Genomic DNA, 21,961 nt, shown 5'->3' with positions numbered 1-21,961 from the left:
CTCCATGGGTTTCGCTATTGCCGTTTGCGCGGTCTTCCAAACGTCAGGGAACAAGCCCTTATGACGGCAGCCGTGCAGAACATGAAGAAGATGGCGATCCACCTAGATCGCCTGGAGAAACAGGGGTCCCCCCCCTGCTTCTCCAGAGACCAAAGCATTATGATGTAAAAAAGAAACCCACGTCTCAAAATGACAGGGTTTCTCGACAATCTGAAACTCCCATAATGGGAGTTTTTTTGTTTATTTCTTATTCAAAGTCACATCATGCTCTTTGGCAAGTGTGTTAACCTGTTCACCAAAATCCCTGAATAGCTTTCTACCCTCGCTTAGCTTGGTGTTACTTTCATTAATTAAGTTCAGATCCCCTTTTTCCAACGCATCGAGCATCGTAATGAATGCTTCCTTTTGAGTGCTAACCGCCTTGACGTAGGTTTCGTGGACAGCTCGCACCTCAGGGGTTTCCGTCTTCACTGCTTCAACTTTATCAAGGTATTTGGTGTATTGTGGGATAATTTCGTCTCGTAACGTATTATATAGTGTTTCATCATCTGTGAAGTTATCACCGGTCACGGATCCATATTTTTCAGTTACTGTTTTTTCATCTTGTGCTAACGGAAGCATTCCATCATTCACATAGGTAATTAAATCTTTTTTAACCGGATCGGTAGAGCAGGCTGCCAAAATGGAGAAGCAACATAATACTAACATAAACACGCTAAGTTTTTTCATCATTAAGTTAATTAACCTAAACCCTATTCATACGGATTACAAATAAGAATATTTTAAGAATTATATTCCATTTAAACCAGAATTGCTTTATGATAGAACAGGACATCCTAGAATTTTCCTGTATATATTTAGGGAATAGCTGAATATCTTTAATACATTTGAGAGGAGATTTCAGTATGAAAAGGTTTAAAAGGGTAGTTTCAGTTACATTAAGCTCAATGCTCCTGCTTTCATTCGGGATGACGGCAAACACGAGCGCAAGTGCGGGGGAGAGGACGGATCAAGCGATTCAGGCAGTTTCCAATGTGCAGCTAACAACTGATAAGGAAAGTATTATTGAACAATTAACACGCGCGGACAAGCCTGCTAGTACCACAGATTCGGTGTACACCATTACAGAAAATATGAACTTGGCGACACCACAGAAATCTGTATTGAAAAAGAGAGTTACCCCTTCGCTCAAAGCCAGCACAAACTCAGTATCATCTAAAGCCGCAGCGACAGCGTCTACTGCTACATATTCCGGCACGATTACAGAAGAGGGAGGCACACAGTTTTTATATCCGATCTATTTGCAACCGGGTGAATTGTTACAGGCTCAGTTGGATGGTCCGTCTTCAGCCCAGCTAGACTATGACTTATACCTGTATGAGTTTGATATGGCGACAGGTGATATTAATTCCAATCCTATAGATGTTTCCAACTACGGGACTTATGTTAACAATTATGAGCAAGGAGCTGCTTCTCTTCCAGAAAACGTAGGAACTCGCAACTCAATCGGAGCCGAGAAGGCTTACGCGCTTGCAGTTCATGCCAAGAAGGGGTCTAGCATTAATGATCTTTTCTATTTAACTGTAGCAGTAAGCTCCAACTATGATGCCTATGAGCCGGATGATAGTGCCTTCCATGCTTATAATTTTACTGTTAACGACAAAGGCTCCTCGATTAACTTCCGTACCATCCATTCGGCTATAGACAACGATTGGTATCAAGTTACAGTACCAGCCAGCCGTAATTATGATGCATTAAATGTGAAGCTGGACAGCACTTCGGAAAGCTATGGGTACAAAGCGGAAGTCTATGCAGCTCTTACGGGCAACCAAATGGTGCTTCTACCACAAACCAATCATAATGTTACCCTAAACACAGGGACTTACTATGTACGAGTGTACAGCACAAGTCAGTATTCAGCCGACCATTTGTATACATTATCGATTAAACCGGTGCTTCGAGCTGGCAAAATTGAAATTACCGGCTATAACTCCAATGGCTACTATGATTATCCGACATATTCTTACGGTCGTCATTATCGTATTAACGGAGGCAGCAGTCTGATCGTGAACGGTGTTGTGAAAACAACAGATGGTCAACTGGTTCCCAATGCTCCTGTCACGGTCGTTTGGCTGGATAAGAACTGGAGCGAGAGTAGCGGTAACCGTACGAGAATGGCTTCTACGTACACCGATGATAGTGGTAAATTCAGTGTGACCCTTTCTCTTCCGCAATCGACAGCAAAAAATGTAGAATATATAAGTGAAATTGCTTCCACACACTATTTTGATCTTACAGGAGTAGCGGCTCAGGTCGATGGAACTTCGATTAGTGCGACGGACATTATTTATCTATTTGCTTACAGCTTGAGAAACTAAGAAATGCTTTAATGTCATTTTGATCATGAGAGAGTCGCCTTTTCTGAAGGGTTAGCCGAGGCTTCCATTTCTGAAAGAGCGACTTTTCATGTTTATTTAGCAAGGTTAAGAAAATAGTCTTGTTTACATATATTACAATTAGAAAATGTTTTGCATAATATATTCCAATAGAACCAAAGATGATTTATGATAGAGCCATGCAGCCTAGAAATCACCCTGGTTTATCCGGGGATAGCGGGAATTCCTTAAACCATTTGAGAGGGGATTTCAGTATGAAAAGGTTCAAAAAGGCTATTGCAATGATGTTAAGCATGATGCTTCTGTTTGCTTTCGGAATGACTGCGAACGCGAGTGAAAGTAAGGAGGCTGCATCGGATCAAGCGATTAAGGTAGAATCCAAGATTCAGCTAACAACTGAAAATAGAGACTTAATTAAGCGTTTAACGCGGGCAGACAAGTCAGACAGCGTTACGTCTTCGGTTTATGTCATGCAAGAAAACCTCAACTTCAAGACATCAGAGACAACCTCATTGAAAAGGGAATCCATGTCTACGCTGAAAGAAAGCCCAATGGCTGCTTCAGCCACAGCTTCTTCTGCTACGTATTCCGGTACGATTACGCAAGAGGGAGGTACACAATTTTTATATCCGATCTATTTGCAGCCTGGTGAATTGTTGCAGGCCCAGTTGGATGGTCCATTTTCAGCCCAGCTTGACTATGATTTATACTTATATGAGTTTGATATGACGACAGGGGACATTAATCCTAATGCCATTGACGCATCCACCTATGGTACTTATTTTAACAATTATGAACAGGGGGCTGCCTCACTTCCTGAAAACGTAGGAACCCGCAACGCTTCTGGAAATGAAAAGGCATATGCGATTGTTGTCCATGCCAAAAAAGGTTCCAGTATCAATGATCCTTTCTATCTAACGGTCGATACAAGTTCCAGCTACGATGCATATGAACCAGATGAGAGTGCTTTCCATGCCTACAACTTTACCTTTAGTACGGGCGGTTCATCGCTTAATTCACGCTCCATTCATTCAGGCATTGATAATGACTGGTACCAAGTTACGATCCCAGCCAGCCGCAATTATGACGCTTTGAACGTCAAGCTTGACAGTGTTTCGGACGGTTATGGCTACAAAGCGGAAGTCTACGGAGTCCTTACCGGAAACCAAATGGTGCTTCTGCCGCAAACGAACCATAATGTTAGCTTAAATACAGGAACCTACTATGTGCGAGTGTACACAACCAATCAGTATTCACCCAATCATTTGTACACACTTACACTGAAGCCGGTGCTTCGGGCTGGCAAAATTGAAATTACCGGCTATGATTCTGCTAATGGCCCTAATGATTATCCGAACTACTCATATGGTCGTCATTATCGGGTTAATCAACGCAGTAACCTTACCGTGAAGGGTGTAGTTAAGACAACTGATGGTTATTCAGTGGCAAATGCACCTGTTGATGTGACATGGTTGAATCAGAACTGGACTGAAGGCAGCGGGAATCGTACTCGTACAGGCACAGCTTATACGGACCAGAATGGAGCCTTTAGTGTGACTCTTTCCCTGCCATCTTCCACTGGAAGTATAGCGGAATACCTGTCTGGAGCCATCAGTTTTACACACTACTATGATCTATCAGGGGTAGCCGCTCAGGTGTCAGGTACTTCGATTATAGATACGGATATTGTATATCACTTTGCTTACAGCATTTATGGCGGTTGATGGATGGGTTATTAAGCTAACCCTTAAGGTAGCTTGTTGCTTGAGTATTTTATATTTGAATCAAAAGTAGTTTGCTTCAATATTTGTTCATTTTTGGGACAAAGCATATATTCATTCCATATATGCTTTGTCCGATATATATAGAAACAGGGTCACATTACACTATACATACGCCTTAGATTGCCTGTTACAAACATGACAGGAGGAAATAGGATGAATTTTGGGCCTCTTAGAGCACAGCAAGCGATTCTTAATGCGAGTAGCTTACGGATCAATCCGACAAGCAAGCAAGCTCCACCACCCCAGCTTCATGAAGAACAGGTCTCCAGAGTGGTAGTTCAAGACTCCGTGGAGATCAGTGAAGCCGGCAGACAGTTGGCCGAAGGAGCTATTGTATCACAGTCTGCCAAGTATTTCGGTACAACCCAAATCAATGATTCATTAAACCGGGTTTTGGAAGGTCAGTCAGAAGAAGTGTCTAATGCAGTGTACAGTATGATTCAATCTAATTTTATCGTCGACGGAACAGTAACCGATGAGAGTCAGCGAGCTGTGCTGCTGGAGATGGGAGTTACCCAATCCAAGTATATTGCCGATCATTACATGGAAGGCGACAAGGCCAAAGAATTTCTGGAAACCATGAACCAGATCGCTGGTATTGCTTTAACACGATCCACTGATCCAGAGACCGGAGATATTAGCTACACGACTCCAATGGATCGTCCGTCAGGTGCTCCTGAGGATTATGTCAAGCTGTCGGAAGTGATGAAGCAGGTCGATCCTCAAAAATATACGGCGTACATGAATGATATTAAAGGTGGAGGAAATGGGTTGAGCCAACTGTTAAATTTTGCGCAAAAGGTTCCTCAACATCCTGATTGGATTGAGAAATACAAGGAACGTATGGGACAGAATACAGAGTTGCTAAATAACACACCGTTAAACAATCGCTTTGACAAAGCGGATACGACATCAGCTTCTGCTTTTATGAACAGCATGCAAAATCTTCTTAAGGAATCTTCCGCTACTCAGGATTCTTACATGCAGAATATGCGAGGATTTTTTCGGAGCTTAGGCGTTCAAGTTCATTAACACCCTTAAATAATTTGTCAGTTCTGTTTACATCCTGCTTGGAACGAAGTATAATAGCTTCAAAACATACTCGTGATATAGAGGAAGCACCTCAAACCTAGGCATTAACGCCTTCGTTTGAGGTGCTTTTTCTATTTTACTCGAAGCGAGTTTGTAAAACTCTTTGAAAATAAAATAAAGTAAGGAGAAGTGTATGTATCGAAAAACTAAGCGAAAGGTAAGGAAGTATAGGAAGTGGGTGTATGGATTTTTGGCTGTAGTCCTACTATTAACGATGATTCCCATATTTCCGGAAAGGGTATCCGCTGCTGCTCAGGAGATCATTGGGGGCCCTTTTTGCCAAAACAATTTGCCGGGTGGGGGCGATAGTTGGGGTTCTTGGTCAGGAAATGGGATAGGAGCAACAGAAGTATACACTGGCACGGGTTCGGCGAGGTATAAATGTGATGGGACTACACAGCCGACAAATCGTTTTATTGATATTGGAAGATCTATTAAGGCTTCGGATTACAAGATTTTTGTTTATATTGAAGGGTCTTATCATACCGATATATATACGTCTAATGCCGCCGCAGGCGACAGTTGGAGGCCTAACGGAACGAATCTATATACATGGATTAATGTAAGGAAATTCTATGCTGATAGCTATTACCAGGGAAAATGGATAGATATCACCGACTCAATTACATTAAGGGATGTTCGCTATTTCAGAGCGATGGGAACTAACCAACAGACAAGTAATGAAATATCCAAGTTTGGGGTCCGTGTTATTCCCAAATCGGACCTCATGCCTAAACCACCCCAGATTCACGCAGACGCAGAGGGACAAGCTGTTACAGGGTGGACCAAAGACCCTGTAACCGTGTGGATCGATGGAGATGTGGCTCCTGAAGGATTAAAATACTATGAATATAGTCTGAACGGAGGAGCATTTCAGCAATACACCGGGCCTTTCACTGTCTATGACCATGGTGTAAATACAATCTATGCCCGGACAGTGGATGTGAATGACCAGTATAGTGGCCTTTCTTCCGGGAATGTTCGAATAGACAAGATGCCACCAACTCCCCCTAGCATAGAAGCAACAGGGAATAGTAATGACTATACGATTTCATTACAACCAGGTGTAGACGATTATTCTGGACTAGCCCATACTCAATTTCGTATGACAGGCGTTGTGAATCAGGATTGGCAGGATTATAGTGAAGTGTTTCATGTGAATAAAGATGGTAAAAGCACGGTACATGCACGCTCCATTGACAGCGTCGGTAATGTGAGCCGAGAAGTAAGCAAGGAAGTCACTATTGATAAAAAGGGACCGACGGCTCCTGTCATCCGGGCTAGTGAAACAGGCCCAACGAACCGTGATGTGAATATTACCATTGATTCAGGAAGTGACCCTATAAATGGAATTAAGATGACACAGTATCGCTTGAATCCATCTGGGGAGTGGTTGACCTACAAGGGTACTTTTACATTAAACACAGAAGGAATTTACGAATTATCAGCACGGACGATCAATAATCTTGATGTGTCTAGTTCAATCGTAACTCAATCGGTTATTATTGATCGAACCAAGCCAACGGCTCCAAAAGTTACGTTTTCCGAGGTGACGATACCTACTCGATATACCAATAAGCCAGTTCAGTTTGCTCTATCGGGTGCGACGGATACTACAGCAGTACATTATGAATATCAATTAGGTTCTGGCGCTTATGTGTCTGGTTCATCGGGAATATTAAAGGGTTCGGGGGTCATACAATTGACTGCACAAGCTGTAGATGCAGCTGGAAATCGAAGCGATCCGGTGTCCGCGGTGTCTTATATTGATTTTGAACCACCGACGATCCAACTGACGCCGGATTCGCGTGAATGGAAAGATACTCATATTCCTGTAAGGATACGATATGCCGATCAGCATTCGGGGATTGAGTCATCCACAATGCAGTATAAAATCACGAACAGCCCTGATTCACCCGAAAACTGGGATGCTGCAGCTGACACAACAATCCAGATGGATCTTTCAAATGAAGGTGAATGGTATGTTCATGCCAAGGTCAAAGATAGGGTGGGTAACATTTATGAAACGGTTAGCGGTGCACTTCGCATTCAAAACCAGCCCCAGTCGGTTGTGCTCTCTGCGACATCCGTACGAAATACAGAAGCTGATTTGCAGTGGACACTCCCGTCGGGCCTTGACGATGGTTACGTCTATACAGTCCGAAATATAACAACTAATGAGGTTTGGGATGTTACGCATCCGACAAATTCTTTTACAGATAGAGGGCTACAAGGAGGACGACAATACGAATATGAAGTGCGTTCTAGTAATCATGTAGGAGGCAATGCGTATTCCAATCGAGTCCATGTATTAACGTTACCTGATGCTCCTGATCATATCCAGTTACGACCTGTCTCTCGTCATTCTACAGAAATCATGGCTGACTTTACGCCAGTTTCATCAGCTAACAGATATAATATTACAGCAGCAGACGTAAGTACGGGAGAAATCATATTTAAGGATACGGTTACACAGGATGTGTATAATCCAATTACGGGAATGAAGCCTGGTAAATATTACGATATTTCTGTATCAGCTATGAATGACACTGGAGAGGGTACAGCAAAGCATGTATCTTTTCTAAGCCTACCAGACAGCCCGAACGGATTCCGGAATGTAACTGTAAGAGAAAATGGAATCGACTTGAAGTGGAATTCTGTAATCACTGCCACCTACTATGCCCTAGAACGTAATGAAGTATCGGTTTATAACGATGTGTATACAGAATTCACCGATACTGATCTTCAGGCGGGAACAGAGTATGATTATAACGTTTCCGCTGAAAATGCAACAGGATTCGGAGACTATGCTCATCTGGGAGTCATCACTTTACCTGATCGAGTAACTACATTATCGGGTGTGACGAAGGATGTGTATGCTGTCAGTGTTGAGTGGCAGGATGTGCAGGGGGCTGAAGGATACATCTTGAATGTTAACGATGAACCGAAGGTCCGGGTTGCGCGTGGTATTCATTCTTATACTTTTGAGGGCTTGCCAGCGGGCAGGTCTGCCAATATTAAAATACGAGCCTACAATCGAAGTGGTACGGGTAAAGATACTTCTATCAACGCATTAACACTACCAATTTCGGCTGTACAACTTGCAACTGTAGATGTTCGCGAGCACGATGCCATATTGATATGGGCCTCGGTTGATGGGGCAACTCAATATAAGGTGACGATCAACGGTCAAGATTATTATAGTACGGAACCACGTGTGGTTATAGCTGGTTTAACAGGTGGGAGTAACTATGATTTTCAAGTGAGCAGTGGGAACAGTAGTGGTTTTAGCCAGCCAGCGTTGGGTGAGCTGCTGACACTTCCTCCTGAAGTACAAAATGTGAATGTTACAGAACATGAGGCTGGCCAGATTTCACTGAGCTGGGATGAAATCAAGAGCGCTTATCAATATACTGTAACCCGTAAAGATACGGGGGAAGTTTTTAACACCAGAGATGCCCATATTAAGCTTTCAGGTATCCAGCCTGGTATGATTTACTCGTTTGGTATACAGGCCGTGAATACAACGGGGGCAGGTAATTTAGCTCCGTTTACGTATCGCGCTTTGCCAGGTCAGATATCAGACAGTAGATTGACTGTGAAAAAAGTAACAGATACCGATTTGGTTGTTACGTGGAAAGAAGCTCCGGGTGCAGATGCCTACAATGTCTACCAAAACGAGATGCTTATCGGTCATACGACCACCCATGAATTTAAAGTAGATGGATTGGATAGTTCTACATTGTATCGTATTACCGTCAAGCCATTGAACACAAGTGGTGAGGGTAAGCAGACAGAAGGTGAAGTGGAGACGCTGCCGTCTCCAGCATTTGCGTTTTCGAAGATGGAAACAACGAATAGTGAGTTTATCATCCATTGGGAATCTGACCATGAGAATGATATTTTCGTCCTCGCCAGTGAAGGAGGAACAGAGCTATATCGTGGTAAGGATCGAGGCTATATCTGGAGACAGCTTAAAGAGAAGCGGTTGTATACAGTTCAACTTTGGGCAGAAAATAGTCAAGGAAAACGCACAGAGGCAAAACAAGCGAATGGCAAAACAACGGGTAATACTGTGGAAGCAGGTGGCGGAGCAGGAGGGGCGGAGAGTGTAAAACCGATTCAGCCTGTTATAAAGGAACCGATAGAAACAGAGCACATTCAAGATTCAACCGTTGAAAAGAAGCCAAATCATTTTAGTGACATTGATCGGATATTTAATAAAGAAAAAATAAATGTGCTTGCCAATTTGGGTGTAGTAAAGGGAACAACCCACACGCTATTTGAGCCGAACAGACCTGTAACGCGTATGGAGTTCACTTCTATGCTGGTCCGTTCCTTGAAATTACCGCTCGAAACGGATGTGACTTTAGGCTTCGAGGATATCAATCCATCGGCGTGGTATGTGGATCTGCTCAAAACGGCGATTAAAGATCAGGTCGCTCGCGGGTTTAGTAATAGAGAGTTTGGCCCAGATCGTGTCATTAACCGTGAGCAGGCGGCTAAAATGGTGAATAACATTATCAAAGCTATACCACAGCAAGAAAGCAGTGCATACTCGGATTCCTCTCAAATTGTAGAGTGGGCCAGAAAGGATGTACTTGGTCTAACCGAAATTAATTTAGTACAAGGATATCCAGATGGTAGCTTCCGTGCCAAGCAGGAGGTCACACGTGCAGAAGCAGCAGAGATGATTTATAACATGCTTCAAATGAAATAGAATGAATCAAGGGGCGGCGTTGGCCAGCCCCTTTTTTGTGTATACTAACTTATTCCGCAATAGCGGGGTTTAGATTGGATGCTCTGTAGGCAGGAACGCCATTAATGAGTGCGGTTCTTAGCTGAACATATCGTAAACCATAATAGGAGGTTGTACTACTCATTCCCGATGAAAGTACAGTTATTTTATAATATGAAAAAGGAATCTCATTACTAAATTGATAGGTTGTTTTTGCAGTGGTTGGCAAAGTTTCGACTTCACCTAACCTAAACCAATTTTCTCCGTCTCTAGAGCCGTGAAAAGAAAATGAAAGTATAAAAGCTCGAGAAGATGGCTGAGCTAAAAGAATATCATTGATCGTCTTACCTGTATCTAATTTAAAGATGATTTCTCCACCTTTACCGTTTAAGCTGCTTTCCCAATAGAGATTATTATCAATTAAAACATTTTTCGGAAAAGTATTTTTGGAATCTCCGTTGGTTGATACATTTTCCTCTGCTATAACAACAGGATCCATGGAAAAAGTATAGTTGTCTGGATTTTGACTGAATTTTGCCATGTTGAAATTCCTCCTTAAGTTTAATTTTTGAATGTGTTGAAAAGGTTGATATATATCATTTATATGAAACTCTCTATGAATATATTCCTTGATCATGGAATGCATACTAGTGTTTAAGCGGTCTGACATCATAATAGCAAACTCATTTGCGGGCGGGGAGTTGCATGTTTAGAATATAAATAACTAAATGAGGTGCGAGAAAGGAAATGGATCGAATATGAAAATATACACTTATTATTTGGGAAATGGCATATTCCCTTTGGATTGGGAAGTTTGTTTTAGTACTGTTGAGGAATATAAAAGAAAATTATTTGAGAAGTACACCGCTTCCCAAGAATACAATGATTTTGTAATAGGCGGATTTAATGTGCTTACCGACAAAATAGATGCGATTTTGAATTATGCTTTAGAGAACTTTCGAAAAGAATTTCCTCATAATTATGAGTTGCGTTGTCCGGCTATGATATTCCCGTTGCCAAGAGGTGATGAAAGTAATGGTGCTGAGTTTGCTATTGTTTTAAAACGTGATGAAGATGGAGATACAATGGTCTATTCTCCACTCCCATTGTCATATTTAGAAAGAAGTTAATACTCTGCTGAGAGAAAATGGGAAACCAATTGTTGGATAATGTAAGGCTATTCCGGGTTTTCCTCTGGCTATATGGAGTGCGTTGATTTGTGTCGAAGAGATCTCTATGTTTCGAATTAAGTATTGGAGGTTGCTCCAGCAAGATATCCGGCAAATTGTTACGGAGCAGTTTTCGGAGTACAGGCACGGATGGGCACTTGCCTACATACAATAAACAGACCGCAAGCCCGGTAAGTAACAAAGGCCGGTAAGTTCGCAACTACCTCAGGAGGTGTCATCCGTGCCCGGACTATTTAGCGCTATCGCTCTGTTCATCAAGGAATTGACGCTACTCGTTTCCTACGTGAAAAACAACGCCTTTCCGCAGCCATTGACTGAGAAAGAGGAAGCTCGACACCTAAAGCTTTTTGCCGAAGGCAACGCACACTCTCGTAACACACTCATTGAACATAACCTACGGCTGGTGGCCCATATTGTGAAAAAATTCGATAACACCGGTGAAGATTTGGAGGACCTTATATCCATCGGCACCATCGGACTGATCAAGGCCATCGAAAGCTTTCAGACCGGGAAAGGCACCAAGCTGGCAACATTTGCAGCCCGTTGTATAGAAAATGAAATCCTGATGCATTTACGATCCCTGAAAAAAACACGCAAAGACGTATCACTTCACGATCCTATAGGGACTGATAAGGAAGGCAACGAGATTACTTTGATTGATATCCTCGGCACCGAGGCGGACGATATTGTAGATAAAGTACAGCTCAAAATCGAGAAGAGTAAAATCTATCGAAACCTGGATATTTTAGATGAGCGTGAAAAAGAAGTAGTTATTGGACGATTCGGCCTGGAAGCCGGAGGTGAAGAACGTACACAGCGGGAAATCGCCAGAGAGCTGGGGATTTCGCGTTCGTATGTGTCCCGCATTGAAAAGCGTGCATTAATGAAGCTGTACCATGAATTTTACAAGCAGAAGGGGTAATGGATAAGGAGATATATGAACCCGATTGAGGCCCTTTACAGGGCCTTTTTAGGTCTTTTTCATAATTCAATTACTTGCTTCTTTACGCTGAAAAGCGCTAGGGAATTTTCCTATAAGTGTGGTTACTCGTTCAGCTAGTTGGCTCTCTTGGATTGAATTTATTTCCCTACATATTCATCCAAAAAGCGATCTACTCTTTTGAAATATTCAGTGGGGTAATGGTTGATGGCATCGATGTGCTCCGTATTTTGCGGGTACCATACTTCTGCTTTTGGGTTATCTTTTAAGGACTCGTAAATAATTTCTGTATTTTTATAACTAATTTGCTGATCTCCAGTACCATGAATGAGCATAACTGGCTTGTCTTGCATCTTTTTTACCGCATCCATAGGAGATATGGAATCAAGATCAACCTTAAAGGCCCAATTTGCCATCCATGTCGATGTATAACTGAATGGAAACGCAGGTAAACCTGAAAAGAAGGGCAAACCCTCTCTCAGAAATAGACCAGCATTACGAAAAGGACTATCCGCAATTACGGCTTTGATGTCATCACTTTCACTTGCGGCTAGCAAAGAAGTAGCAGCACCCATTGAAAAACCGATAACTCCAATGTTATCACCCGTATGGTCTCTCGATTTTAAATAGCTTACAGCTCCTAGCAAATCATATTTTTCATTGAGGCCTAGCGTAATCAAATCACCATCGGACTTACCTTGTGAACTGAGGTCAAATGCCAATACATTGTAGCCTTTCGGAACGAAGTGCTCTACTAACTTTTGGGTCCGCCCTTTGACTAAACGATTGCTCGTATATCCATGGACGACAATAATCGTTTTACTACTTGATTTACCAGAAAGACCACTTGCAGGAAAGAAGGAACCTCTAATCGTATTATCATTTTTTTCACTCTTGAACTCGACCTCTTCATAGGGAGTTTTATCGATATTTAATCCGTAGCTGACATTAGTGTCTCTAGGATGGTGCAACAAGGTGTCTACTACTTTATAAGATATAAAAAATACAAGAGCCGTCACAAGCAAAAGCACGATCCCTAGGCTCCATAAAATTTTCTTTCGTTTTTTCACACGAACGTTAAATGTCAGATCGGGTTGTAATGATGCTTGACTCATTCAGACTCCTCCAGTTTTTCTTTAGGTTATATGGGTGCGAACAAATAAAAGGCATGCCCCTTCAGATTTTCCCACTCGGGATGATGAATAATACTTTCTCCAAGAGTTAAGCCCACTCCATTTAAGAAAGAGATATAGGCACGAGAGATCATTGCTGGAGAAAAGCTTTTGTTGAATTCTCCCATTAACTGTCCCTTGGCATAGACGCATTCGATCGCATCTGTCATTACCTTTATACTTTCAAGGACCTTCTGTGTAAGTTCGGGGAATTTTACTCGTTGTCCTAAGACAGATTGAACAAGTCGCAATTCATTTATATAGGAGTAGATATGGTTGAATTGTTCTGCCACCATGCTTTTAATCAATACGCCCGGCGTCCCCTCTTTTTGTAGACAAGCAAGTGATTTCGCCTGAATATCAGCAAGCGGCTCAAGGACAGCAGCGTAGTATAAAGCTTCTTTGCTGGGGAAATATTGAAAAATGGTTCCAGGAGTCACTCCCACACTCTGCGCAATGATCGCCGTTGTGGTATTAGAATATCCACTTTCTGCGAACAGGACAACAGCTTCTTTTAGAATACGTTTACGCCGCTCCAGTCTTTTTTCTTCATTAATGGGTCTTGCCAAATGTATTCTCCTCTCTTTAAACTAAACTTCAATTAATTAAATGAATGATTATTTAATTAATAATATATATTAAATTATGACTTATAGCAAGAGTGAAATTTATCTTACTTACGAGCAGGATGAACCTCAACATATAAAAATAAGCCGAAGGCTGCCCAACATGCGCCTCCGGCTTGTTTTATCAGGTTATTTTGGATGAGTACACGCTCCACCTTCCTTAAATGAATAAAACAATGAATATTTGGAGGATCTCATACCCTTCGGTACCATCGGCCTGATGAAGGACATTGAAAGCTTTCAGACTGGGAAAGGCACCAAGCTGGCAACATTTGCAGCCCGTTGTATAGAAAATGAAATCCTGATGCATTTGCGATCTCTGAAAAACATGCAAAGACGTATCACTCTTACGGAACGCAGACGTTGAGGCGAGTCAAAATTTTCGCACGATGACTCTACGAGAAAATTTGTTTATACTTTAACTACTTAATAGTGAATGTAATGGATATGAGGTGGAACTAATGATTCTGGTAAGTTCGTGTTTGGCGGGCATGAAGGTACGATATAACGGGACGGATAGCCTGGATGTATATATACAGAAGTTGGTAGAGGAAAAGAAAGCTGTGACAATCTGTCCTGAGCTTTTGGGGGGCTTTGTGACTCCGAGAGAGCCTGCTGAGATTGTTGGAGGGACAGGCGAGGATGTGCTGAACGGCACAGCCAAGGTGGTCGAGTTTTCAGGCAACGATGTCAGCGATATGTACATTAGGGGTGCGTACGAAGCCTTGAATATAGCCAGAGAGGTTAACGCAACGCATGTTGTTTTAAAAGAAAACAGCCCGTCCTGCGGATCAGCAGCAATATATAATGGGTCATTCGAAAATCGTAAAATAGCTGGTAATGGGGTAACCTCGGCTTTGTTAAAAAAGGAAGGCTTTAAGGTCATATCGGAAGAACAAATTTCGGATATTTTTTTGGATTAGAATATGTAATGGTAAATCAAGCGCCTTGCTAGCTTACAGGCTTATACCTGCGGAGCGTAAGACGCTTGTTTGTGCTGTATGCCGCTATATGATACAGACATCACATTATTTAAGCTTTAATGCAAGAATCCCCAAGTATTCCTTGAGGGCTGTTCCGGTTGTAGACATGGCTCCAGCAGACGGCGAGAGTTTGCCAGCATACAGTGACAGCTTTTCACTTGCCAGATAGTCGGTAGGATAAGCTACGACCTGCATGTCTGCACGCTGAAATTCCAGTGCAGCACGGGGCATATGGAAAGCGGAGGTCACCAGAACAGCTCTAGTGAGTTGATGTTTTTTTAAAATTTGCGATGTATATACGGCATTTTGCTGTGTGTTCAAAGAACGGTTTTCGATCAGAATGTCCTTTGCCGGAATACCGAGTCCCAGTAACTGTCTTTGTGCAATATTCGCCTCATTACCACTGTCTCCAAACACTTGCCCGCCGGAGAAAAGAATGGGTAAGCCTGTTGCTTCATGCAATCTGGCCGCAGTGAGCAGTCGATTAGCCGCAGATCCTAGCAGATTGCCTTGTCCATTGATGTCGGGGGTTCCCTGTGTGGCTCCGCCCCCAAGCACAACAATGACATCGCCTTGAACAGTACGGGGTTGTGGGTACTGTTTTTCCAGGCTACTGATTAACAAATCTCCAGCCAGATTGGTCGAGGAAACATACAGCAGCAATGTGACAAGAAGCAGTACGACCGCAGGTATACGTGCCCTTTTCCATAGCCAAATCACGAGCCCTGCCATCACGAGGATGAACAAACCGGGAGGGAGCACAAAGCTGTACAAAAATTTGATGATATAAATCAAGTGCAGACAACCTCCTATCCTTATAAGCTTTATCTGTCTTTTTGGTATATTGTAACATAGGCAACTGACTGGATTCCTCTGTCCGAAGACATACCTCGATGAAAAAACGGGCATGAAAGTTGGAGCTTTCCAATACATATTTTTTGTTTGATAAAGTTGTTCTGTAGGCGTAGTATATAAAGTCTAGTGATTTTTTTCATAGAGGAGCGATAGCGTCATGGGAGAGTTAACGACAGCCAAGCGGATGATGATGATCGCGCTACTGGTTGTGTTGTGGGGCATTTCTTGGCCCATTTATAAAGTTGCATTGGAATTCACACCTCCACTATTGTTTGCAGGACTACGTACACTGCTGGGCGGTCTGCTATTGGGAGTGATTTTAGTACCGAGATGGAATCGCATTCGTTGGAAAGAAAATTGGCGGGTGTATGCTATTTCAGGTATTTTTAACGTGGTATTGTTTTATGGTCTGCAAACGGTGGGGCTGATGTACGTCCCCTCTGGCTTGTTTTCTGTGCTGGTATATCTCCAGCCTGTACTGGTCGGCATTTTTGCATGGATGTGGCTAGGGGAAGCGATGTCCAGACTTAAAGTGCTTGGATTGGTCATCGGATTTTTGGGCGTTGCGGCTGTCAGTGTCGGCGGATTTTCAGGACATGTGGCTGTGGCAGGTGTAATCCTCGCCATTATTACAGCCGTGAGCTGGGCATTGGGAACGGTATATGTGAAAAAGGTAAACCAGCGTGTGGATTCGCTGTGGCTGGTTGCATTTCAATGTACACTGGGAGGCATCGTGCTGACGGGAGCTGGAACGGTGACGGAAAGCTGGTCGGATATCGTATGGAATGTCCCGTATGTGTCAGGGCTGATATTCGGCACGGTGCTGGGAATTTCACTTTCCTGGTTGCTGTATTTCACACTTGTTAATTCAGGGGATGCGAGCAAGATTGCGTCTTATACGTTTTTGGTGCCTGTGATCTCGGTGTTTGTCAGCTCGTTGGTGCTGGGCGAAGCGATTACGGCTTTCCTGCTGATCGGGTTGATCTTAATCGGGCTTAGCATTTATTTGGTGAATCGCAGAGTGAGAGTAGTACGGCAAGCTTGAAAATAGGATATGGTACAAGCAAGGACTCTGCGCAGGTAGCAGGGTCCTTTTTTAGAGGATTTTAACACCTGTCCGGCGAATTTTTAGGAAGAATGAAACGGGTTCGGCTGAAACGAATTTGATCTATAAGGAGGGGTTCAAGCATGATCCAGCTTCAAAATGTCAAACGGTATAAGTCTGCCAAGCGGATAATAGTTGCATTTGTTTTATTGGCAAGTGTGGCAATCGGACTGAACGATGGAGAGTTTGCTCAGGCAGCGGGAACTTCTGCATCTATAAAGCAAGGTCAGAGAACTGCAAGTGTCCGTGTTTATTTTAACGGAAATATGATGTCGTTTCCCAAAGGAGAGTCATTCATAAACAAGGGACAGGTCATGATTCCTATTACAGATGCTGCTCTGCCAGGAATAGCCACGGATTATGACCCCAAAACACAGACGCTTACACTTACCAATGGTATAGCCAGTCTGGGTTCCGGTCGAATAAAGGCTAACTCCAATATAGGTTTTGTACATAACAGGAAGGTTACTTACGACGTTTCAGCCAGTAGCATTCGTGGAACGCTTTATGTTCCTCTGGCATTTATCAGTGATGTGGTCGGAGGCAAGCTCGAATGGAAGAAAAACGAACGAATGGCTAGCATAAGCTATCCTCAGTTGGTTGGGGAATCGGAGGAAAGCAAGGGCTATTTGCTGGATGCAAGCAGCGGAGTATTGTACCGTAAAGAGGATGGCGGCCGTATCCGTGCGCTCAGTCCAACAAATATTAAATTGAAAGAAGATTATTTTGGCATGACGAAAATCATTTCAACCAAGGTTACGGAGGAGGCAGATTTGGTTACGGTATGGCAAGCGTATGGCGAGCCCATGATTAATGACGATTTTTATACGCTGTTCGTCCAGAAAGGAAAGGTACTTCGTCAGGCAAAGGCTCATTATTGGAATTTTAATGCCAACAATATCAAGCTTTATAATGGTAAAGCAGTCATGAACGATGGACAGACCGTTCGTCTGATTGACGCTAATGGTTCTGTAAAAGAAATATGGAATATGGGGAAGCTTTCCGGTCGTTTGAAGGACAGCTTTGCGGTGGAAGGCATGGGCGAGGGGTTTATTCTTGCCAGATCGAATGATGAGGGCTTTTTAATATTAATTAATCTTAAAACCCACCAGTCATTGTTGGTGTATGAGTTGCTTCAATTAGCTCCTGAGCAACTGAACGGATTCAGGGAAGATGGTATTAAGTTTATCGGTCAGAACAAAAATGACGGTGAACTGCGCTTCGAGCTACATGATAGTAAAGGACGGCCTCAAACGTTCAAATATGCTTTGTGAATGGGTTTAAGGCGTCGATCAGACGCCTCTTATTACATAAAACTTCACAAATATCCGAATTGTTCACTCCTCAGGACACTCCTTTGTTCATGAAGCATGAGAGGCTTCACTTTTTATTTTGAATGCGCTTACATAGAATATAGTTATACGGCGGCGGTGCTACAAACCTTGCTGTCGGTAACGTATACAGAGGGGGAGTGACTCACATTGAATCAGCCTATGCCCAAAAATTCTGCAATGCTTACAGCGGATTCCCGCCTGAACGGTAAGAGGCTGGGAACGGGTAGAAAACACGGTTTTTTCTATGAACTGTTCCGCAATCGAGTATTATTTCTGATGTTGTTGCCCACTTTAATTTTTTTCTTCATTAATTCCTACATTCCTATGGTGGGTATTTATTATGCATTTACCCAGTTCGACTTTAATACCAGCCTGTTTGATGCCAAGTTCGTCGGACTCCAAAATTTTCGCTTTTTATGGCAATCCGGCACGCTGACAAAACTGACATTGAATACGGTCGGATACAACGCAGCGTTTATTTTACTTGGTAACGTGTTAGCGATTGTTCTCGCTATTTTACTAAATGAGCTGCGAGGCCGCTACTTTAAAAAGATCGCTCAATCTGTGATGTTCCTGCCTTATTTTGTTTCTTTCGTTATTCTAAGTGTCATCGTGTATAACATATTTAATTATGATAATGGTTTTCTGAATACGCTGCTGCTGCAACTTGGTGGTGAACGCGTGGATGTATACAACAAACCATGGGTATGGATTTTCCTGATTATCCTGTTCTATTTATGGAAAAATCTAGGCTACAGTATGGTGATCTATTTGGCAGCGATTACAGGTATCAGTGATGAATATTATGAGGCAGCGAAAATGGATGGGGCCAACATTTTTCAGCGAATCTGGTACATTACCGTTCCGATGCTTAAATCGACATTCGTTGTGCTGCTGTTGTTTGCGCTTGGTAGTATTATGAAAGGACAATTTGATCTTTTCTATCAATTAATCGGCAACAATGGGGTGCTGTACAATACGACGGATATTTTGGACACTTATGTGTACCGTTCGCTGAAAGTGACTTTTGATGTGGGTATGGCTTCAGCGGCAGGCGTGTACCAATCCTTGTTCGGCTTTGTACTGATCATGACCGTGAACTACATCATCCGCAAGTTGAACGACGAATATGCCTTATTCTAGAAAGGAGGACCCAAACGGATGACGATCAAAGAGGATGTATACACTCGAATTTTTAAAATTATCTCTTATGTGATTATCATTATGGCTTCCATTGCTTGTTTACTCCCGTTCCTACTTATTATTTCGGCTTCACTGACCAGTAATGAATCGATTATCAGGGATGGATATCACTTTATACCACAGCAATTCTCACTGGAAGGTTACCGGACGGTGTTCACCTTTCCTGAAGAGGTGTTAAGGGCGTACGGGGTGACGATTTTTACCACGGTTGTAGGTACGACGTTGGGCCTGTTCCTGATGACGATGGCAGGATATGTGCTGGCACGCAAAGATTTTAAATACCGCAATGCGTTTTCCTTCTATATTTACTTTACGACGCTGTTCGGGGGCGGGTTGGTACCTTGGTACATTATGCTGACGAAGTATTTAGGATTGCTTGATACGTATACAGTGCTTATTTTTCCGGGATTGATGACTCCGTTTCTGATCATTTTAATGAAAAACTTCATTCGTTCTTCCATGCCGGAAGAGCTGTTCGAGTCCGCTAAAATAGATGGTGCAGGTGATTTTAAAATTTACTATCGAATTGTACTGCCTTTATCCACACCGGGTATTGCCACTGTGGGGCTGTTTCTGGCCTTGGCTTACTGGAATGACTGGTTCTCATCCTCACTCTTTATTAACGATCCGCATAAATACCAGTTGCAATATTATCTGTATAATGTAATTAACTCCATGCAATTTATCGCTCAAATGGGTGCAGGTACTGGCGTATCCCTTTCAAGTGATATGCCGACAGAATCGACGAAAATGGCAATGGCGATCGTGGTTACTGGACCCATTTTGCTGCTGTACCCGTTCATTCAGCGTTACTTTGTCAAGGGGCTGACCATTGGCGCGGTAAAAGGCTGAAGCGACACTAACGGGCTTAGATGGCATAACGTGCTGACGGTATGCCATCTAAGCAGCACTTTTTGTAAGCGTTTTATTTAAACAGACTACCATTTCAAAGGGAGGATTCACATGACATTCACAAAGAAAAGAAAACAACGCATGTCCATCCTGATTGCAGTAATGGTCATCATGGCGCTATTAGCCGGATGTGGAGGCGGTAGCGGAAACAGCGCACAAAAAGCAAATGGAGAGGATGATAAATCCCAAAAAGTGCAGCTGCAATTTTATATGCTGGGTGATGCTCCTAAGGATCTGTCTACCATTGAGGCAGAGATTAATAAGTTGGCGGAAAAAGATCTGAATGCCACCGTCAAATTTAACTATACGACGTGGACAGACTGGGATCAAAAATATAAGCTGTTATTGTCTTCGGGTCAGCCTATCGACCTGATATTCACTGCAGATTGGACGCAGTATCAGGCCTATGCCAAGAAGGGCGCATTCCTGCCGCTAGACGATCTGCTGCCTAAGGCCGCACCTGCCCTGCAAAAATTTGTGCCTCAGGACATGTGGGATGGAGTTAAAATCGGAGGCAAAATTTATACCGTGCCTGGCACGTATAAAGAGTATGTCACTAACGGCTTTGTATGGCGTGAGGATTTACGAGAGAAGTACAATTTGCCTAAACCGACAGATATCAAAAGTTACGAGGCTTATATGGATGGGATACGTCAGCATGAACCAAATATGAAAACCGTATCTCTGAACAGCGATATCAAGGGAAATCTACATGACCGATATACCGAATTAGTAACGAAGAGTATAGGTGCCTTGCCTTATGGCATTGGTATTAAATATGAAAAACCAACAGAGGTTTATAAATTTTGGGGCTCGGATGAGCAAAAAGAAGAGCTGAATACTTACAAACGCTGGGCCGATAAAGGATTCATTCCCAAAAATGTATTAAACGTAAAAGATACGCTTCAGGATCAAGTGACTTCTGGTAAAGCAGCGAGTATTTTCGGTGACAATCCAACCCGGTTTAATGATATGGTCATTAAGCTCAAAGCATCTCACCCGGACTGGAAGCTCGAGTATTACCCATTCCCTTTGACGACAGGTTATGCAACTCCAGTGCATCCGATTCATAACGGCTTTGCAATTCCAAAAAGCAGCCCAAATCCGGCGCGCGCATTAGCTTTTTATGAAAAGCTTGTGACGGACAAACGCTATAACTTGCTCACGCAATATGGTATTGAAGGCAAAAACTACGAAGTCAAAGATGGTTACTACCATATGATAGGTAGCGGCAGTTCTAATGGATTTTCACGCGAAGGTATGAACAGTTGGGCTTGGCGTAACCCGGAATATATGCTGTTTGATTCAGGCTTTGACCGTGTGAAAAAGATTTTTGCTGAGCTGGATAAAATTCAGAAGCCTGACCTGTTTACCGGCTTTGCAGAGGACTACACAACCTACCAAGCAGAAAAAGCAGCTCTAGAACAGGTTGAGAAGCAATATCTGTATCCACTCCAAGCTGGACTGATCGACAATGTAGATCAAGGCTTGCAGACCTTCTTGCAAAAGGCAAACCAAGCTGGTTTGGAGAAAATTCAAACCGAATATACAAAACAATGGGAAGCTTATGTAAAGGAGAAGGGGATTAAATAAAACCTAAAGAATTGTGATAAAGAAGAAAAGCAAGTCTC

Annotated in this window: 17 protein-coding genes and 2 pseudogenes; 14 read left to right on the top strand and 5 right to left on the bottom strand. The window is 42.8% G+C overall.

Features of this window, described 5'->3' with window-relative positions; all coding sequences use genetic code 11:
• Positions 1–168, top strand: a pseudogene (locus ACWA2B_RS18680) (IS5/IS1182 family transposase); the annotation flags it as partial.
• Positions 169–240: 72 nt separating this feature from the next.
• On the opposite strand, the gene ACWA2B_RS18675 reads toward ACWA2B_RS18680, so the two are convergent.
• A complete protein-coding gene (locus tag ACWA2B_RS18675) occupies positions 241–732 on the bottom strand; it encodes a hypothetical protein (protein WP_245249047.1) in 492 nt (163 codons plus the stop codon).
• 173 nt (positions 733–905) lie between these two features.
• On the opposite strand from ACWA2B_RS18675, the gene ACWA2B_RS18670 reads away from it, so the two are divergent.
• From ACWA2B_RS18670 to ACWA2B_RS18655, 4 genes are all read left to right on the top strand, one after another.
• Positions 906–2,378 (top strand): hypothetical protein, encoded by a 1,473-nt coding sequence (locus tag ACWA2B_RS18670; protein WP_318627829.1) that lies wholly within the window; start codon positions 906–908, stop codon positions 2,376–2,378.
• A gap of 272 nt (positions 2,379–2,650) precedes the next feature.
• Complete coding sequence (locus ACWA2B_RS18665) at positions 2,651–4,120, top strand: hypothetical protein (RefSeq protein WP_209949455.1); 1,470 nt, start codon at positions 2,651–2,653, stop codon at positions 4,118–4,120.
• Between the two features lie 213 nt (positions 4,121–4,333).
• A complete protein-coding gene (locus ACWA2B_RS18660; protein ID WP_340885985.1) occupies positions 4,334–5,212 on the top strand; it encodes a hypothetical protein in 879 nt (292 codons plus the stop codon).
• 193 nt (positions 5,213–5,405) lie between these two features.
• Positions 5,406–9,992, top strand: a complete 4,587-nt coding sequence (locus ACWA2B_RS18655; protein ID WP_449292492.1) for a fibronectin type III domain-containing protein — start codon at positions 5,406–5,408, stop codon at positions 9,990–9,992.
• Between the two features lie 49 nt (positions 9,993–10,041).
• Here the strand turns inward: ACWA2B_RS18655 and ACWA2B_RS18650 are convergent, their stop codons facing one another.
• Complete coding sequence (locus ACWA2B_RS18650; protein WP_069010434.1) at positions 10,042–10,551, bottom strand: discoidin domain-containing protein; 510 nt, start codon at positions 10,549–10,551, stop codon at positions 10,042–10,044.
• Between the two features lie 217 nt (positions 10,552–10,768).
• On the opposite strand from ACWA2B_RS18650, the gene ACWA2B_RS18645 reads away from it, so the two are divergent.
• Both ACWA2B_RS18645 and sigK read left to right on the top strand, forming a co-directional pair.
• Positions 10,769–11,140, top strand: coding sequence for a hypothetical protein (locus tag ACWA2B_RS18645; protein ID WP_029515399.1), 372 nt, complete (start codon positions 10,769–10,771; stop codon positions 11,138–11,140).
• A gap of 280 nt (positions 11,141–11,420) precedes the next feature.
• The gene (gene sigK, locus ACWA2B_RS18640; RefSeq protein WP_013311218.1) at positions 11,421–12,122 is read left to right on the top strand and encodes an RNA polymerase sporulation sigma factor SigK; all 702 of its coding nucleotides are present in this window, start codon (positions 11,421–11,423) and stop codon (positions 12,120–12,122) included.
• A gap of 158 nt (positions 12,123–12,280) precedes the next feature.
• On the opposite strand, the gene ACWA2B_RS18635 is transcribed toward sigK, so the two are convergent.
• Both ACWA2B_RS18635 and ACWA2B_RS18630 read right to left on the bottom strand, forming a co-directional pair.
• Complete coding sequence (locus ACWA2B_RS18635) at positions 12,281–13,255, bottom strand: alpha/beta hydrolase (protein WP_342425039.1); 975 nt, start codon at positions 13,253–13,255, stop codon at positions 12,281–12,283.
• Positions 13,256–13,281: 26 nt separating this feature from the next.
• On the bottom strand, positions 13,282–13,881 hold the full coding sequence (locus ACWA2B_RS18630) for a TetR/AcrR family transcriptional regulator (protein ID WP_449292491.1): 600 nt from the start codon (positions 13,879–13,881) through the stop codon (positions 13,282–13,284).
• Positions 13,882–14,116: 235 nt separating this feature from the next.
• On the opposite strand from ACWA2B_RS18630, the pseudogene ACWA2B_RS18625 reads away from it, so the two are divergent.
• Positions 14,117–14,287, top strand: a pseudogene (locus ACWA2B_RS18625) (sigma factor); the annotation flags it as partial.
• Positions 14,288–14,399: 112 nt separating this feature from the next.
• Positions 14,400–14,861 (top strand): DUF523 domain-containing protein, encoded by a 462-nt coding sequence (locus tag ACWA2B_RS18620; protein WP_039272334.1) that lies wholly within the window; start codon positions 14,400–14,402, stop codon positions 14,859–14,861.
• A 105-nt stretch (positions 14,862–14,966) separates the two neighbouring features.
• Here ACWA2B_RS18620 and ACWA2B_RS18615 read toward each other — a convergent pair whose 3' ends face one another.
• On the bottom strand, positions 14,967–15,716 hold the full coding sequence (locus ACWA2B_RS18615) for a YdcF family protein (protein ID WP_318627835.1): 750 nt from the start codon (positions 15,714–15,716) through the stop codon (positions 14,967–14,969).
• A 217-nt stretch (positions 15,717–15,933) separates the two neighbouring features.
• Here ACWA2B_RS18615 and ACWA2B_RS18610 point away from each other — a divergent pair, with 217 nt between their 5' ends.
• From ACWA2B_RS18610 to ACWA2B_RS18590, 5 genes are all read left to right on the top strand, one after another.
• On the top strand, positions 15,934–16,821 hold the full coding sequence (locus tag ACWA2B_RS18610; RefSeq protein WP_318627836.1) for a DMT family transporter: 888 nt from the start codon (positions 15,934–15,936) through the stop codon (positions 16,819–16,821).
• A gap of 143 nt (positions 16,822–16,964) precedes the next feature.
• Entirely contained in the window at positions 16,965–18,155 is a 1,191-nt protein-coding gene (locus tag ACWA2B_RS18605; protein ID WP_449292490.1) for a copper amine oxidase N-terminal domain-containing protein, read from the top strand.
• A gap of 207 nt (positions 18,156–18,362) precedes the next feature.
• Entirely contained in the window at positions 18,363–19,358 is a 996-nt protein-coding gene (locus ACWA2B_RS18600) for an ABC transporter permease (RefSeq protein ID WP_029515393.1), read from the top strand.
• An 18-nt stretch (positions 19,359–19,376) separates the two neighbouring features.
• A complete protein-coding gene (locus tag ACWA2B_RS18595; protein WP_165148921.1) occupies positions 19,377–20,270 on the top strand; it encodes a carbohydrate ABC transporter permease in 894 nt (297 codons plus the stop codon).
• 111 nt (positions 20,271–20,381) lie between these two features.
• Positions 20,382–21,923, top strand: coding sequence for an extracellular solute-binding protein (locus ACWA2B_RS18590; protein WP_029515391.1), 1,542 nt, complete (start codon positions 20,382–20,384; stop codon positions 21,921–21,923).
• Positions 21,924–21,961 lie beyond the last annotated feature (38 nt).

The sequence above is a fragment of the Paenibacillus sp. CMM36 genome, assembly GCF_053570945.1.
This window is presented reverse-complemented; position numbering and strand designations above follow the sequence as displayed.

What these genes read in the sequence shown, in the direction of transcription:
- ACWA2B_RS18645 (WP_029515399.1), top strand. Translation starts at nt 10,769, where the DNA reads ATGAAAATATACACTTATTATTTGGGAAATGGCATATTCCCTTTGGAT.
- ACWA2B_RS18650 (WP_069010434.1), bottom strand. Translation starts at nt 10,551, where the DNA reads ATGGCAAAATTCAGTCAAAATCCAGACAACTATACTTTTTCCATGGAT.
- ACWA2B_RS18655 (WP_449292492.1), top strand. Translation starts at nt 5,406, where the DNA reads ATGTATCGAAAAACTAAGCGAAAGGTAAGGAAGTATAGGAAGTGGGTG.
- ACWA2B_RS18605 (WP_449292490.1), top strand. Translation starts at nt 16,965, where the DNA reads ATGATCCAGCTTCAAAATGTCAAACGGTATAAGTCTGCCAAGCGGATA.
- ACWA2B_RS18660 (WP_340885985.1), top strand. Translation starts at nt 4,334, where the DNA reads ATGAATTTTGGGCCTCTTAGAGCACAGCAAGCGATTCTTAATGCGAGT.
- ACWA2B_RS18590 (WP_029515391.1), top strand. Translation starts at nt 20,382, where the DNA reads ATGACATTCACAAAGAAAAGAAAACAACGCATGTCCATCCTGATTGCA.
- ACWA2B_RS18665 (WP_209949455.1), top strand. Translation starts at nt 2,651, where the DNA reads ATGAAAAGGTTCAAAAAGGCTATTGCAATGATGTTAAGCATGATGCTT.
- ACWA2B_RS18675 (WP_245249047.1), bottom strand. Translation starts at nt 732, where the DNA reads ATGATGAAAAAACTTAGCGTGTTTATGTTAGTATTATGTTGCTTCTCC.
- ACWA2B_RS18595 (WP_165148921.1), top strand. Translation starts at nt 19,377, where the DNA reads ATGACGATCAAAGAGGATGTATACACTCGAATTTTTAAAATTATCTCT.
- ACWA2B_RS18610 (WP_318627836.1), top strand. Translation starts at nt 15,934, where the DNA reads ATGGGAGAGTTAACGACAGCCAAGCGGATGATGATGATCGCGCTACTG.
- ACWA2B_RS18635 (WP_342425039.1), bottom strand. Translation starts at nt 13,255, where the DNA reads ATGAGTCAAGCATCATTACAACCCGATCTGACATTTAACGTTCGTGTG.
- ACWA2B_RS18670 (WP_318627829.1), top strand. Translation starts at nt 906, where the DNA reads ATGAAAAGGTTTAAAAGGGTAGTTTCAGTTACATTAAGCTCAATGCTC.
- ACWA2B_RS18620 (WP_039272334.1), top strand. Translation starts at nt 14,400, where the DNA reads ATGATTCTGGTAAGTTCGTGTTTGGCGGGCATGAAGGTACGATATAAC.